Source organism: Caulobacter sp. P4_E5 (assembly GCF_056401555.1).
Genome location: NZ_JBFUJD010000046.1, coordinates 26,840 through 41,243 on the forward strand (window position 1 = coordinate 26,840; position 14,404 = coordinate 41,243).

The window sequence follows — 14,404 nt, forward strand, 5'->3', positions numbered from 1 at the left end:
GTCGTCAACGACGAACAAGGAGGACGTCATGGCCTATGTCGATGGTTTCGTGGTTCCCGTGCCCAAGGACAAGCTGGAGGCCTACAAGGCCTTGGCCAAAAAGGGCGGCGACATCTGGATGGAGCACGGGGCGCTGTCTTATGTGGAGTGCGTCGCTGACGACGTACCCTACGGCGAGCTCACCTCTTTCCCACGCGCGGTGCAGGCGACCGACGACGAGGTCGTGATCTTCTCGTGGGTCACCTATACGGACCGCGCCAGCCGCGACGCGGTGATGGCCAAGGTGATGGCCGATGAACGCATGAAGGCCGACATGGCCAGCATGCCGTTCGACGGCAAGCGGATGATCTTCGGCGGCTTCCAAGCCTTCATCGAGCGCTGACGCTCTAAGGTTGTGTCGCTCGCGCGAGCGACCGCCGAGCGGCGCGGAATCCCGTCATTTGGGATGGGCCGCGCCGCGTGTGCGAGCTTTGTTTCCGGCTCGCAACATCGTTTCCGGCGCCACACGCCCACGTCGAAAATGTGACGTAATTTCAATGGTCGAGCGGTCTAGAAGCGCTCAAACACACACCCGTGTGCGGTTTATGCCGCATTGCCTTTTCTTAATTCCTGGGAGCGTTGCGGTGAAGCTCGGGGGCCCGTAAGGAGGATCAACCCAGCGTTGGCGCCGCGAAGCGTCGGCGTCCCGCCACTCCGCTTCCGTGGGCCTGCATGACCCTTTCGACCCTGCTTCTGTACGGCTTGACCGCTGTCGCGTTCGACCCGGTGACGGCCGGCGCGGCCGCGCCGCTCGCGTCGCCGACCGAGGCGGTCGCCGAGGACGACCAGAAGACGTCGCGGGTCAAGGACGAGGCTCCGACCGAGGTCGACAGCCTCGTCATCGAGGCCGAGAAGCGCGGCAAGGTCGACAGCGACATCCCGCCGGACCTGGAACTGAGCGCCGAGGAGATCCAGGGCCTCGGCGCGGCGAACATCGCCGAGCTGATGACCATCCTGGCCCCCCAGACCACCAGTACGCGCGGCCGCGACGGCGGCGGCGGTCCGGTGATGCTGATCAACGGTCGGCGCATGTCGGGCTTCCAGGAAATGCAGGGCATCCCGCCCGAGGCGATCGAGAAGTGGCAGGTGTTCCCCGAGGAGGTCGCGCTCAGCTACGGCTACAAGGCCGACCAGCGGGTCGTGAACATCATCCTGAAGAAGAACTACAACGCCCTGATGGCCCAGGCGGCGGCCACGGTCGCCACCGACGGCGGCCGGGTGGTACCCAACCTCAACGGCAACCGCCTAAATATCAACGGCGACAAGCGCTGGAACATCGACGTCTCGCTGCAGCATGACCCGTACCTGCTGGAGACCGACCGCGACATCGTCCGCACGCCCAACGGCCAGCCGTTCGACCGGCTCGGCAACATCAGCGGCGTGGGCGGGACCGAGATCGACCCGGCGCTGTCCGCCCTGGCGGGGAGCACGGTCACCTTCGCCGGCGCGCCGAGCTCGGCCCTGGTCGGCCGAGCCAGCCTGGCCGACTTCGCCTCGGGGGCGGGGCGCTACAACACCGGTGACCTGACCGCGTCGCGCACGCTGATGAACAAGGTGGACCGCGGCACGCTGCGCGGCTCGGTGACCCGCGACATCAACAAGAAGATCCAGCTGACCCTGACCGGCAATCTCGAGGACACCAGCAGCCGGGGGCTGCTGGGCCTGCCGGGGGTGGCCTTCACCCTGCCGGCGGGTAGCCCGTTCTCGCCGTTCTCGAAGGCCGTGACCGGCTATCGCTACATCGACGCGCCGGGGGCCATGACCCGCGACGTCGACGTGCTGCGCACCCAGGCCAGCATGGCGGCCAACGGCCGGATCAGCGACTGGCGCTGGAACTTCACGGGCGACGTCGACCGCATCAAGACCGACACGACGACCGGGCGCGGCCTGGACGCCTCGGCCTTCCAGGCCGCGGTGGCGGCCGGCGATCCGACCGTCAATCCGTTCGGGGTGATCCCGGCCAACCTGTACAAGCCCGCCGCAGCCGATACGGCCCATTCGGTCTCGACCTCGGCCAGCGCCGAGGTCGTCCTGAGCGGCGCCCTGTTCCAGTTGCCCGCCGGCGGCTTGCAGACGACACTGAAGGTCGGGGCCGACACACGCACGCTCGACTCCAGGACCGTCCGTTCGGGCGTGACCACGACGCGCGACATCACCCGCAACCGCGAGAGCGTTCAGACCAGTTTCAACCTGCCGATCACCAGCACGCGGCAGAACTTCCTGGCCAAGGCGGGCGACCTCTCGGCCAACGTCAATCTCGGCTACGAGGACCTATCGGACCTGGGCGGGCTGACCACCCTGGGCGGCGGGCTCAACTGGTCGCCGTTCAAGCCGATCAGCTTTATCGTCAGCTACACCGAGGAAGAGGGCGCGCCCTCGACCAACCAGGTCAACGATCCGGTGGTGGTGACCCCAAACGTCTCGGTGTTCGACTTCACGACCGGCCAGACGGTGATCATCTCCCGCACCGACGGCGGCAACGCCGCGTTGCGCAACGACAACCGCCAGGTCCAAAGGCTGGGCGTGAACTACAAGCCGTTCGAGAAGGTCGAGCTGACGTTCAACGCCACCTACACGCGGGCCCAGACCAAGAACATGATCGCCTCGTTCCCGTCGATCACGCCGGACCTGGAAGCCGCGTTCCCGGATCGCTTCACGCGCGACGCCACCGGGCGCCTGCTGTCGATCAACGCGCGGCCGGTCAACTTCGCCAGGGCGGAGTCCGAGAACATTCGCTGGGGTTTCAACCTATTCAAGCCGGTCGGCACGCCGACCCCCGGCGCCGTGGGCGGTCCCGGCGGCGGTCGCCCCGGCGGCGGACCCGGTGGGAGTGGTCCGGGCGGCGGCGGGATGATGCGCTTCGGCGGACCGGGCGGTGGCCCCGGCGGCGGCGGGCCTGGCGGACCGGGTGGCGGAGCTCCGTCCTTCAGGGTCCAGCCCGGTCAGGGCATATTGCAGCTGTCCGTCTATCATACCTGGCGCCTGACCGACGAGATCACCGTCCGCAAGGGCCTGCCGGTCCTCGACCAGCTGGACGGCTCGGCGATTGGCGCGCGCGGCGGCCAGGCGCGCCACGAGGTGCAGGTCAACGGCAGCTACTTCAAGAACGGCCTTGGGGCGCGCGTCAACGCCGCCTGGAAGGCCTCGACCTGGGTCAACGGCGGCGCGACCGGCGGCCAGACCCTGTACTTCTCGGACCTGGCCGTCGTCGGCGTGAACGTCTTCGCCAATTTCGGCGTCCCGGCCCGCAAGAAGGCGGTCGAGCGGTTCCCGATCCTGAAGGGCGCGCAGGTGTCGCTGGGCTTCGACAACCTGCTCGACGCCAAGCAGACGGTCCGCGACCAGAACGGCGTGACGCCTCAGGCCTACCAGCGCGACTACCTTGACCCGCTGGGCCGCACGGTGCGCTTCAGCTTCCGCAAGCTGATGTAGGGCTCGGCTCCCCACCGCATCATCCTAAACCCGTCCTTAAGCTGTGAGGCGCACGCTCCTTATCGAGCGGCCGCTATCGGCCGGATCGGAGGCCGTCATGGCGATCATGACTTCCAGCACCCGCCGCACCGGCGATCACTTCGAACCCAACGACGGCGATCCCCAGGTCCAGCGCCGGCTGCGCGGCTATCTGGAGCAGATCGACTACACCGCCTTCGCCTCGAACAAGGCGGTGCTGGGCGCGACCGTGCCCCATATCGACGGCGAGCGCTTCCAGCGCCTGGCCGTCGCGGTCGCCACCGCGCGCGCCAAGTGGGTGGCGGAGGCGGCGTCGATCGCCGACGCGGGCGCCAGCCTGTCCGAGGCCCAAGTCGCCCAGCTGACCCATCTGCGCTCGGCCTTCGAGGAGCTATCGGCGGTCTATGAGGCCATGCGGCGAATGGTCGAGCGCGACTACGTGGCCTATCGGCCCAGTCAAGGGTAATTTACCCGGATATTATTGACTTCAGATTTCATCCGGGTAAAAGGCGCGCCGGGAGGTTCGCCCCCAGAGGAGATTTGCATGTCCGAACGCAAGGCGCTGCTGCGCACCTACAAGGAACGCAAGGTCGAGGCCGGTGTCTACGCCGTGCGCTGCGCGGCGACCGGCCAAGTGTGGGTCGGCGCGACGCCGGACCTCTCCACCCGCCAAAACGGCGTCTGGTTCTCGCTGCGCCTGGGCTCGCACCGGGAGCCGACCCTGCAGGCGGCTTGGAACGCCCATGGCGCCGACGCCTTCGCCTTCGAGCCGGTCGAGACAATCGACGCCGACGGGCTGGACCGCTTCGGCCGCGCCGCGCGGTTGAAGGATCGCCGCAACCACTGGATCGAAACATTGAACGCCAAGGGGCTGAACTGATGGCGGGCGACGAAGGCGAGACCGGTTATGTGGTCTTCCACGGTCCCGCGCGCGTGGCGGCGGGATCGCGGCTCGACGCGGCCCTGGCGGCCCAAGCGCTGGCGGGCGAAGGCGGGGTGCTGATCTTCGGCCCAGACGGCCGCTCGGTCGATTTCGACCTCAGCGGCGGCCCGGAGGCTTTGGCCCGGCGCCTGTCGCCGCCGACCGAGGCCCCACGCGGTCGTGGCCGGCCCAAGCTGGGCGTGGTGGCGCGCGAAGTCACCCTGCTGCCGCGCCACTGGGACTGGCTGGCGAGCCAGCCGGGCGGGGCCTCGGTGGCGCTGCGCAAGCTGGTCGAGGCCGCCCGCCGGGCCGGCGAGGGGCCAGACCGCATCCGCGCGGCCCGCGAGGCGGCCTACCGGTTCGCCTCGGCGATCGGCGGAGACCTGCCTGGCTTCGAGGAGGCCATGCGGGCTCTGTTCGCCGGCGACGACACGGGCTTCGAGGCGCGGATCCAGGGCTGGCCGGACGATATCGCCGCCCAGCTGAGGACCTACGCCGCCGAGGCCTTTGGTCCGGATCAGCCGCCGGACTTGGCCAGCACCTCGGCCAGCACCGCCGTGTAGGCCGCCTCGAACGGCGCCTTGTCGCTGTCCGGCTTGGCGGGCCACAGCGAACGCAGGGCGGCGGTGCGGACGGCGGCGTCGCGCAGCCAGGCGGAGTCGGCCTTGGCCAGCTTGGCGACGCGGGCCTCGACCTCGGCCTTGGGGCGACCGTCATAAGCCAGCAGCGAACGCAGCGCCCACGAGGCCTGTTCGTCCGGATTGGGCTTGGCCGTCCCCGGGGCCCGGTGGGCGGTCCAGCGCACCGCCTCGACGATCTGGGCGCGATAGCGCGGGTCGTCCCAGGTGCTGGGCGTGTGGCCCAGATTGGTGAAGAACATCCGGCCCTGGCCGATCTGGCGCGTCCAGGTGATCGGCACGAACCACGGGCGCTTCAACGCCATGTCGGAGAAGTCCAGGGCCTGCAGCACGCGGACCTTGGCCGGGTCGTAGTCCGAGTACTGATAGATCTCCTCGGCATAGGCGAACCGCGCCGGCCAAGCCTTGTTGACCGGGTCCTTGCCGCCCAGCGCCTGGACCGTGATCGGCGTGCCTTGCGTCCACGGATGGCCGGCGAACTTGCCGTTGATGAAGGCGGTGTAGGTCTGGCCGGGGCCCGCATAGTCCCAGTGGGTGTCGGTGGCGCTGTGCAGGCCGACAAAGCCGCCCTTGCCGCTTTCGATCCATTTTTGGATCGCCGCCCAGGTCTCGGCCGGGATCGGCAGCTCGCCGGTCGTGTAGAAGGCGAGGACGTCGATGTCCTTCAACTTTTCGGGCGTGATCGTGCGGGCGTCCTGGGTCGACTCGACGGTGAAACCGGACTTCGCGCCGATCTCGGCCAGGGCGAGCTCCGACTGCGTCGGACCGTTGCTGTTCTTGGGCCGGGTGACCGGCGCGTGCCGCCAGCCGACCGACTGGTCGAGATAGAGCACCCGGATCTTGGCCGGCGCCGCCTGCGCGGCGGGCGAGGCCAAGGCGGCTAAGGAGAGCGCGGTCATGGCCGCGATGAGGGTCAGCAGGCGGGCCATGTCGGTCTCAGGTCTTGGGTTGCAGCAGGTCCCAGCGATTGCCGGAAAGGTCCTCGAACACCGCCACGGTCCCGTAGGCCTCGTGGCGCGGCGCTTCCAGGAAGGTCACCCCGGCGGCGGTCATACGCGCGTGGTCGCCCTCGAAGTCGTCCGTGTGCAGAAACAGCCAGACGCGACCGCCGCCCTGGCGGCCGATCGCCTCGGCCTGGTCGCCCGTCGCGCGGGCTAGCAGGAAGTTGGTCCCCTCGGTTCCGGGCGAGACCACGACCCAGCGCTTGCCACCGCCCATGTCGGTGTCCTCGACCAGGGCGAAGCCCAGCTTGCCGACATAGAAGGTGATCGCCTCGTCATAGTCGGCGACCAGCAGTGAGACGAGCGCGACGCGGCGGGCCATGGGCGACTCCGTTGGCGGAGACGATGGCATAGCACGCGTCAGGCGGTTGTCAGCGTCGGGGTTCTAGAACCGCGCCATCCTTTCCGAAGTTCAAGGAGACCGCGATGAACCGCTCTCTCGCCCTGACCCTCGTCCTGGCCCTGTCGCCGCTGCCGGCCCTGGCCGACGGACCGAAGACCAAGATCACCGAGGTCGCGCCCAAGGACCTGCCGGCCGCCGTGGTCGCCGTCGTCAAGGCCACGGCGCCGGCCATGACCATCACGGAGGCCGAACTGAAGGCGCGCGCCGACCGCCGCTACTACGACGTCGAGGGGGTGATGCCGGACGGCTCTGAGATCGAGTTCGACCTGCTGGAGAAGAACGGTGGTTGGGAGATCGTCGAGACCCAGCGCGACATCGCCTGGGCGACCGCGCCCAAGCGGGTCCGCGACACCGCCGCCGCCTCAGGCAAGGCGATTACGCCGGTGCGGGTCATCGAGAGCAAGCAGACCGACGGCAGGGTGATCTACGAGCTGTTCGCCGCCGGCAAGCCCGACGAGCCGTCGATGGAGGTCAGCCTGAAGGACGGCAAGGCCAAGGTGCTGGCAGAGGTCTGGCCGCATTGACTGTAAAACCTGTCATCCCGGACAAGCGCGAAGCGCGCCGATCCGGGACCGTCGGAAGCTCAGCGTTTCCGGCGGTCCCGGCTCTCCGCTTCGCTGCGGCCGGGATGACAACGAGGGCTCACCCCCCGCTGTAACCCCCGATGATCGGCAGGATCTCGCCGGTGATGTAGCTGGACGTCTGGGGCGACGCCAAGAACACATAGGCCGGCGCGATCTCCTCGGGTTGCGCCGCCCGTTTCATCGGGGTCTTGGCCCCGAACTGGGCCACCTGGGGCCCGAGCTTGTCGGCCGGGTTCAAGGGTGTCCAAACCGGGCCCGGGGCAACGGCGTTCACGCGGATGCCTTTCTCGACCAGATGGGTGGCCAGCGAGCGGGTGAAGGCGTGGATGCCGCCCTTGGTCATCGAATAGTCCAGCAGGTCCTTGTTGCCGAGCAGGCCGGTGACCGAACCGGTGTTGATGATCGACCCGCCGTTCGGCAGGTGTTTCACCGCCGCCTTGGCCATGTGGAAATAGCCGTAGAGATTGGTCCGCAGCGTGCGGTCGAAATGCTCCTCGGTCAGGTCCTCGAAGTCGGTGACGTGCTCCTGAAAGGCGGCGTTGTTGACCAGGATGTCGAGGCGGCCCAGCTCGGTCACCGTCTTCTCGACCGCCGCCTTGGCGTAGGCCGGATCGGCGACGTCGCCGGGCAGCAGGATGGCGCGGCGTCCCTCCTTCTCGACGGCGGCCTTGGTCTCCTGGGCGTCCTTGTCCTCGCTGAGATAGGCGATGGCCACGTCCGCGCCTTCGCGGGCGAACAGCACGGCCACGGCTCGGCCGATGCCGCTGTCGGCGCCGGTGATCAGGGCCACCTTGTGCTCCAGCTTGCCCGAGCCCTTGTAGAACGGCGCGTCGTACATCGGGGCCGGGTCGAGTTTGTACTCCTCACCCGGCTTGGCCTGGTGCTGCTCGGGGAAGGGCGGGGCCGGATAGGGGCGGGCGCCGGCCTGCATGGCCGGGCTCTTCTTCTCGTCCTTCGGTTGGCCCTCCTGGGACTTGAACGATCGCTCCTCCTTGGCGTCCAGCGGCGCCTGGATGTCGCGCTCGGCGTCGGCCACGCGGTCGGCGCCCTGCTCGAATTGCGGGGTCTGGGTCTCGGCCATGGGCTTGCTCCTGGGCTGAGCCCCCAAAACCGCTGGGGCGGAGCGATGTTCCAACCGTGACTGAATGCGGGTTGCCGGAAAAACCGGCATGGGCCACCTTGCCGGCCTTCTTTGAAATTTGGTGACCACCATGCCGCGCGACGCGGCCGGAACGGCGCTTCCTCCGAAGCGGCCGCGCGGCCCCATCATGACCGATCTGATCGAGCTGCTCCGCCTGTCGGGGCCGGTCGTGCTGTCGCGCCTGGGCATCATGGTCATGGGCCTGACCGACGCCATCGTCGTCGGCCACTTCTCGGCCCGCCAGCTGGGCTTCCACGCCATGGCCTGGGCGCCGTCGTCGGTGTTCGTGACCATGACCGTGGGTCTGCTGGTCGGGGTGCAGGTGATGACGGCCCGCGCCATGGGCGGCGGGCGGCCGCACGAGACCGGCGCGGTGCTGCGGCGGGGGCTGGTCTATGCCAGCTGGATCGGAGGGACGACGGCGGTCCTCCTGGCCGCGTTCGGGCCGCTGTTCCTGCATAGCCTGGGCTTGAAGGACGGGTTGGCCGACGGCGCGACCGCGCCGCTGATCGTCTTCTCGCTGTCGCTGCCCCTGTACGCCGTGTCGGTGGCCCTGACCTTCTGGCTCGAGGGCCTGTCGCGGCCCGGACCGGTGACGATCATCATGTGGCTGGCCAACCTGGTGAACCTGTTGGCCAACCTGGTGCTGGTGCCGGGGACCTTCGGCCTACCTGCCCTCGGCGCCGTGGGCGGCGCCTGGTCGACCTTCATCGCCCGCAGCTTCATGACCGTGGCCATGGTGATCTTCGTGCTGCGCATGAAGGAGGCCCGGGCGCTGGGCGTGTTCGACAAACCCGCGCCGGACAAGACGGCCGAGATCGCCCAGCGCCGCATCGGCTATGGGGCCGGCGCGTCCAACTTCTTCGAGGTCTCGGCCTTCGCCGGCATGAACCTGGTGGCCGGCTGGATCGGCGGACTGGCCGTCGCCGCCTGGGCGGTGGTGCTGAACGTGGCGGCGGTGATCTTCATGATCCCGCTGGGCGTCGCCTCGGCCACGGCCGTGCAGGTCGGACGAGCCTATGGCGCGCGCGATCCGGCGGGCATGACCCGCGCGGGCTGGATCGCCTTCGCGGTGATCGGGGTGGTCGGCGTCCTGGCTGGGCTGCTGCTCTATCCCACCAAGCACTGGGTCGCTTTGGCCTGCACCACCGACCCGGCGGCGCTGCACCTGATCCTGCCGGCCCTGGTGCTGACCTGCTTCTTCCTGGCCCCGGACGCGGTGCAGGTGGTGACGGCCCAGGCCTTGCGAGCGCGGGGCGAGGTGTGGGTCCCGACCATCACCCACCTGATCAGCTACGCCCTGGTCATGGGGCCGCTGGCCTGGTGGCTGGCCATCCCGCGCGGCATGGGCCTGAACGGGGTGGTGACGTCGGTAATCGTCACCAGCTTCCTGGCGGCGGGGTTCCTGCTGGCGCGGTTCCGGATCTTGGACAGGCGGGATCGGAAGCTGGCGGAAGACCAAAACCTGTCATCCCGGGCGTAGCGCAGCGAAGACCCGGGACCGCAAAAGGTTCAGTGTTTCCTGCGGTCCCGGATCGGCGCGCTTCGCGCTTGTCCGGGATGACAGCTTTTAAGCCCCCAGGATCCAGCCCTCTTCGGCCTGCGCCGCCTCCAGCACCTCTTCCGGCACGCCCTTCGGCGCGGCGAAGGCGGCGGCCAGCTTGCCGGTCTCGTCCAACTTGGCGAAGTGCTCGGCCAGGTTCCGCACCTGGGCCAGGTCCTTGATCTCGCCGGCCGCCGGAACGGTCTTGAGCATCGAGGGATAGACCTCGGCCACCACCACCGCGACGCCGTCCAGGTCGGCCTCGTTCAGGGCCTTGAAGCCGGTCTCGAACGGCCAGACCCGCACGGCCGCGCCGCGCGCGTCCTTCAGGCGACGCACGGCCGGGATGCCGACGATCGCCTGACCGCCGACCGAGCCGTTGTAATAGAGCTTCCAGATCGAGTGCGCGCCCTTGGCGTTGGCGGCCTCGTCGGCGTGGCGGTACTCGGGCAGGTCGTCCGGACCATGTTCGCGCGGGCGCTTGGGCTGCAGGGTGGTCAGGGCGTCCTTGGGCGGGCAGCCCCAGAAGGGGAACGGGCCGCCGGTCAGGCGCCGGTTGATCTCCGAGCCGACGCCGAAGCGGTTGTTGGTGTTGTCGGCCTTGTCCTTGACCATCTTGGCCAGCTGATCCCAGACCGCGCGCCACGGCGTTTCGCCGGGCAGGGACAGCGCCTTGGACAAGCCGCGCGGGAAGCCCAGCGGGAAGTCGAACCCCACCAAGGCGCGCTCGCCGCGCTTCTTCAGGTCGTCGAGCACGGCCGCCAGCTTCGCCTCGGCTTCGCCGCGGGTGGCGGGATTGTAGCTCTCGAAGGTCAGCCGGAAGCGTACGTCGCGCTTGAGCACGCCGATCCAGATGGAATCCGCGCCTGTGGTCGGCTTGGCCGCGGCGCTCCAGTCGACGATCACATAGGCGCTGAACAGACGCGACACGGCACGCGGCTCCTTGGCGGATAAGGAAGCCGCGCTTCTACTCCCGTCCGGCGCGAGGGGCCAGACGGTAGCGGGAAGATATCAGGCCGCGTCGCGGATCTTGGTCGTCGGGCCGATCGGACGGCCGTTGCGGGCGAACCAGCGGATCGGCGGTTCGCACGATTGGCCGAGCGCGGCGCGGACGATGGCCGGCGGGCGGCGCTCTTCCGGGGTCATGAACAGGCCATTGGTCTTCAGCTTCAGGCCGGCGACCTTGTGGGCGCCCAGCATGGTCAGCGGCACGGCCAGGATCAGGCCCAGCAGGATGGGGGCGGTCGAGGTGAACAGGTCCGGCGTGAACCAGAAGGTCGCGCCCAGGATCAGGCCGGTGGCGCTGATCCAGCCCATGGCGGCCGAGGCTTCTTTGAAGTCGACCTTGTCGGCGTCGCGGCGCTGGGTGGCCCAGCCGCCGACCTTGCCGGCCAGGATCTCGACGATGGCCCGGGTCTGGGTGAACATCAGCATCGGGGCGACCAGGGCCGAGAGCAGCATTTCGACGGCCAGGCCGGCGGCGACGCGGCGCTTGCCGCCGAAGCCCTTGATCTCGCTCTTGCGCGAGAAGACCAGGATCGAACCCAGAATCTTGGGGCCGAACAGCAGGACGAAGGTGATGATCATGGCCCAGGCGGTGGCCTGGATCTCGCGCCAGTCGATCAGGGCGTGGGCGGCGGCCTGCAGATCGGCCATGGTGAAGGCGGCCTTCTTCAGCTCGGGCATCAGGGCGCGCGAGGTGATGCCGGCCGACAGGGCGATGAACCACAGCGGCGACAGGGCGTAGCTCAGCACGCCGATCACCAGGTGCAGGCGGCTCATCCAGTGCAGGCCGGGCAGGGCGATCAGCGGCACGTGCTGGACGTTGCCGCGGCACCAGCGACGGTCACGGGTGGCGAAGTCCAGCAGGTTCGAGGGGCTCTCCTCGTACGAGCCTTCCAGGTAGGGGGCCAAGTGGACGCTCCAGCCGCCGCGGCGCAGCAGGGCGCTTTCCAGGGCGTCGTGGCTCATCACCTCGCCGCCGAACGGTTTGGGGCCGGCCAGGTGCGGCAGGCCGCAGGTCTCGGCGAAGGCGCGGGTGCGGACGATGGCGTTGTGGCCCCAGAACGAGCTCTCCGAGCCCGACCACCAGGCCAGGCCCGTCCAGGCGACGCGACCGTACAGGCGCGTGGCGAACTGTAGGGTGCGGGCGAAGATCGTCTGGCCGTTGATGATCGTCGGCATGGTCTGGATCAGGCCGGCGCCGGGGTGACGCTCCATGGCGTCGGCCAGGCGGACCATGGCCTCGCCAGTCATCAGGCTGTCGGCGTCCAGGATCAGCATGTGCTCGTAGGCGCTGCCCCAGCGGCTGACCCAGTCGGCGACGTTGCCGGCCTTGCGGCCGGTGTTTTCCTTGCGGACCCGGTAGTAGACGCTGCTGTGGGCCTCGCGGCGGAAGCGGGCGAAGYAGGCCTGCTCGGCCAGGGCCACCTGGGCGTCGCGGGTGTCGCTGAGCACGAAGATGTCGAAGTGGCGGCTCATGCCGGTCTCGGCGATCGAGGCGTCCATGGCGCGCAGGCGGGCGAAGACGGCGGCGGCGTCCTCGTTGTGCACCGGCATCAGGATGGCGGTGCGAGTGTGCAGCTTGGGCATCGGGGCCTCGCCGTCGATGCCGAGCGGATCCTTGGGCTTGCCCAACAGGATCACGAAACCGGCGACGGCGGTGCAGAACCACAGCGACAGGGCCAGGAAGAGGGGCGCAAGCAGAGCGATGACGACGGCTTCCAGGCGGGTCACGCCGCCCAGGGCCACGGTGTCGAAGGTGGCTTTCCAGCCGGCGAAGCCCATGACGATGGTCGACAGAGCCACCAGCCAGCGGCGCATGGTCATGCTGGCGACCAGGGCGGTGGCGCGGCGCGGGCCGCCTTGCCAGAAGCCCAGCGGCTGGACCGGCATGGCCAGCGGAACCTCGGCCGGGATCTCGACCGTGTCACGGCGAACGACCTGATCGAGGGTCACGCTCGTGGAAGAGCGCACGTCGAAGAGGGCGGAGCGATCGCTCATATCGTCAGATCTCGGACTTTTCCGGCGGACCGGGCTCTCTCCGCGCATTTCGACCCCGGACCCTCTTTCCGCCCCGCCGCGCGTCCGCTAGGGAACGGCCTCGGGGAAGTGTGACGGCGTCATGACGGTCGAAACCGGCGTGGAGAGCCGCCGGTAGGGCCTACAGTAAAACTTCGATCACAAATTCGCTACCAGAAATCACGCGGATTTCGCAGGTGCGAGAAAAAACTTGAAGAACGTGTGAGGCGAGCGGTGCTCGCCGATCCGGGGAATTTCGGTAAGATCATGAAACTACGTAACTTTGCCGCGCTTCTCGCCATGCTGAGCTTGGCCGCCTGCGGAAAAGCTTCACAGGAAGGGCGGTCAATTCCGGGCGTCGTGGAGGCCGTTCCGTCGACGGAATCGCTGCCGGCCTATGACGCGCAGGGTGTGATTTCGAGCCTGGACGGCCAGATTCTCACGCTCGATCACGACGGCGCGAGCGCGGCGGGCCTGAAGCCCGGCCGCGACAAGTTCAAGGTCTATGCGGACGTGATCGCCGAGGCGCCGATCGCGCCGGGCTCGCGGGTCACGTTCCAGTTCAAGAAGACGCCCGCGGGACTCGAGGTGTCGAAGCTCGAGCCCCGCGAGTAGGACCCGCTACCCCAGCTTCACCAGCATCTTGCCCAGGTTCTCGCCCGAGAACAGCTTCAGGAACGCGTCCGGCGCGCGTTCCACACCTTCTTCCACCGTCTCTTTCCAGGTGACCTGGCCGGCCTTGATCCAGGCGCTCATGTCCTGGGCGAACTGCGGATAGAGGTCGTAGTGGTTGGAGACGATGAAGCCCTCCAGCCGCAGGCTCTTGCCGACCGCCAGGATGATGTTGGACGGGCCTTCGGGCTTACCGGTCTCGTTATATTGCGAGATCATCCCGCACAGGGCGAAGCGGGCGAATGGGCGGGCCGAGTTCAGGGCCGCCTCCAGGTGCACGCCGCCGACGTTTTCGAAATAGACGTCGATGCCCTTGGGCGCGACCTTGGCCAGTTCGGCGACGACGTCGGGCGTGGCCTTGTAGTCGATGACGTGGTCGACGCCGATCGACTTCAGGAACGCCACCTTCTCCGGCCCGCCGGCCGAGCCGATCACCGTATGACCCTTCAGCTTGGCGATCTGGCAGACGACCGAGCCCACCGCGCCGGCGGCGGCCGAGACGAAGACCACGTCGCCGTCCTTCAGCGCCGCGACCCGCAGCAGGCCGGCATAGGCGGTCATGCCGGGCATGCCCACGACGCTCAGGAAGGCCTGGGGCGGGACGCCCTGGGTGTCGATCTTGGTGATCGCGCCCATGCCGGCGGCCGCCAGCGACTTGGGATGGGCGTTGAACGCCTCGCGCCAGCCGAACATCGAGTTGACGATGTCGCCCGGCTTGAAGTCCGGGTCGTTGGAGGCGACGACCTCGCCGATCGCGCCGCCCTGCAGGGCCTGGCCGATCTGGAAGGGCGGCACGTAGCTGGGGCGGTCGTACATGCGGCCGCGCATATAGGGGTCGACCGACATCCAGAGATTCTTGACCTGGATCTCGCCGTCGCCCGGCGCCGACAGGTCAACCGTGGCCAGTTCGAAGTCCGAGGCCTTGGGCAGGCCCACGGGACGGCTCTTCAGGCGGATCTCGCGCGAGGTGGTCATGGTGTTCCTCCGATA

Annotated in this window: 14 protein-coding genes; 8 read left to right on the top strand and 6 right to left on the bottom strand. The window is 68.5% G+C overall.

The genetic code is table 11. The features are described from left to right. The first annotated feature begins 28 nt into the window (after positions 1-28). From AC1DSO_RS15015 to AC1DSO_RS15035, 5 genes are all read left to right on the top strand, one after another. Positions 29-382 carry a DUF1428 domain-containing protein gene (locus AC1DSO_RS15015; RefSeq protein ID WP_477069580.1) on the top strand — a complete coding sequence of 118 codons (354 nt, stop codon included), beginning with the start codon at positions 29-31 and terminating at the stop codon, positions 380-382. 329 nt (positions 383-711) lie between these two features. Beyond that, entirely contained in the window at positions 712-3,471 is a 2,760-nt protein-coding gene (locus AC1DSO_RS15020) for a TonB-dependent receptor (protein ID WP_477069581.1), read from the top strand. 97 nt (positions 3,472-3,568) lie between these two features. Beyond that, positions 3,569-3,955: a hypothetical protein gene (locus AC1DSO_RS15025; RefSeq protein WP_477069582.1), complete on the top strand. Its 387-nt coding sequence runs from the start codon at positions 3,569-3,571 to the stop codon at positions 3,953-3,955. 78 nt (positions 3,956-4,033) lie between these two features. Then, positions 4,034-4,369, top strand: a complete 336-nt coding sequence (locus AC1DSO_RS15030; protein ID WP_477069583.1) for a GIY-YIG nuclease family protein — start codon at positions 4,034-4,036, stop codon at positions 4,367-4,369. Next, the gene (locus AC1DSO_RS15035; RefSeq protein ID WP_477069584.1) at positions 4,369-4,974 is read left to right on the top strand and encodes a DUF2239 family protein; all 606 of its coding nucleotides are present in this window, start codon (positions 4,369-4,371) and stop codon (positions 4,972-4,974) included. Before AC1DSO_RS15030 ends, AC1DSO_RS15035 begins: the two co-directional genes overlap by 1 nt. Here AC1DSO_RS15035 and AC1DSO_RS15040 read toward each other — a convergent pair. After that, the gene (locus AC1DSO_RS15040; protein ID WP_477069585.1) at positions 4,929-5,978 is read right to left on the bottom strand and encodes a ThuA domain-containing protein; all 1,050 of its coding nucleotides are present in this window, start codon (positions 5,976-5,978) and stop codon (positions 4,929-4,931) included. The two genes, AC1DSO_RS15035 and AC1DSO_RS15040, sit on opposite strands and share 46 nt — an antisense overlap. 7 nt (positions 5,979-5,985) lie before the next feature. Further along, on the bottom strand, positions 5,986-6,372 hold the full coding sequence (locus AC1DSO_RS15045; RefSeq protein WP_477069586.1) for a VOC family protein: 387 nt from the start codon (positions 6,370-6,372) through the stop codon (positions 5,986-5,988). A gap of 104 nt (positions 6,373-6,476) precedes the next feature. Between AC1DSO_RS15045 and AC1DSO_RS15050 the strand changes: the two genes are divergently transcribed. Next, positions 6,477-6,977 (top strand): PepSY domain-containing protein, encoded by a 501-nt coding sequence (locus AC1DSO_RS15050; protein ID WP_477069587.1) that lies wholly within the window; start codon positions 6,477-6,479, stop codon positions 6,975-6,977. 118 nt (positions 6,978-7,095) lie between these two features. Here the strand turns inward: AC1DSO_RS15050 and AC1DSO_RS15055 are convergent, their stop codons facing one another. Next, on the bottom strand, positions 7,096-8,118 hold the full coding sequence (locus tag AC1DSO_RS15055) for an SDR family oxidoreductase (RefSeq protein ID WP_477069588.1): 1,023 nt from the start codon (positions 8,116-8,118) through the stop codon (positions 7,096-7,098). A 130-nt stretch (positions 8,119-8,248) separates the two neighbouring features. Between AC1DSO_RS15055 and AC1DSO_RS15060 the strand changes: the two genes are divergently transcribed. Next, positions 8,249-9,661: an MATE family efflux transporter gene (locus AC1DSO_RS15060; protein WP_477069592.1), complete on the top strand. Its 1,413-nt coding sequence runs from the start codon at positions 8,249-8,251 to the stop codon at positions 9,659-9,661. Positions 9,662-9,748: 87 nt separating this feature from the next. Here AC1DSO_RS15060 and AC1DSO_RS15065 read toward each other — a convergent pair whose 3' ends face one another. Further along, positions 9,749-10,651: a cobalamin biosynthesis protein CbiG gene (locus AC1DSO_RS15065; RefSeq protein ID WP_477069589.1), complete on the bottom strand. Its 903-nt coding sequence runs from the start codon at positions 10,649-10,651 to the stop codon at positions 9,749-9,751. Between the two features lie 81 nt (positions 10,652-10,732). Continuing rightward, the gene (mdoH, locus tag AC1DSO_RS15070) at positions 10,733-12,724 is read right to left on the bottom strand and encodes a glucans biosynthesis glucosyltransferase MdoH (protein WP_477069590.1); all 1,992 of its coding nucleotides are present in this window, start codon (positions 12,722-12,724) and stop codon (positions 10,733-10,735) included. 252 nt (positions 12,725-12,976) lie between these two features. Between mdoH and AC1DSO_RS15075 the strand changes: the two genes are divergently transcribed. Beyond that, positions 12,977-13,357, top strand: coding sequence for a copper-binding protein (locus AC1DSO_RS15075; RefSeq protein WP_477069591.1), 381 nt, complete (start codon positions 12,977-12,979; stop codon positions 13,355-13,357). A gap of 6 nt (positions 13,358-13,363) precedes the next feature. Here the strand turns inward: AC1DSO_RS15075 and AC1DSO_RS15080 are convergent, their stop codons facing one another. Further along, positions 13,364-14,389 (bottom strand): NADP-dependent oxidoreductase, encoded by a 1,026-nt coding sequence (locus tag AC1DSO_RS15080; protein ID WP_477069593.1) that lies wholly within the window; start codon positions 14,387-14,389, stop codon positions 13,364-13,366. Positions 14,390-14,404 lie beyond the last annotated feature (15 nt).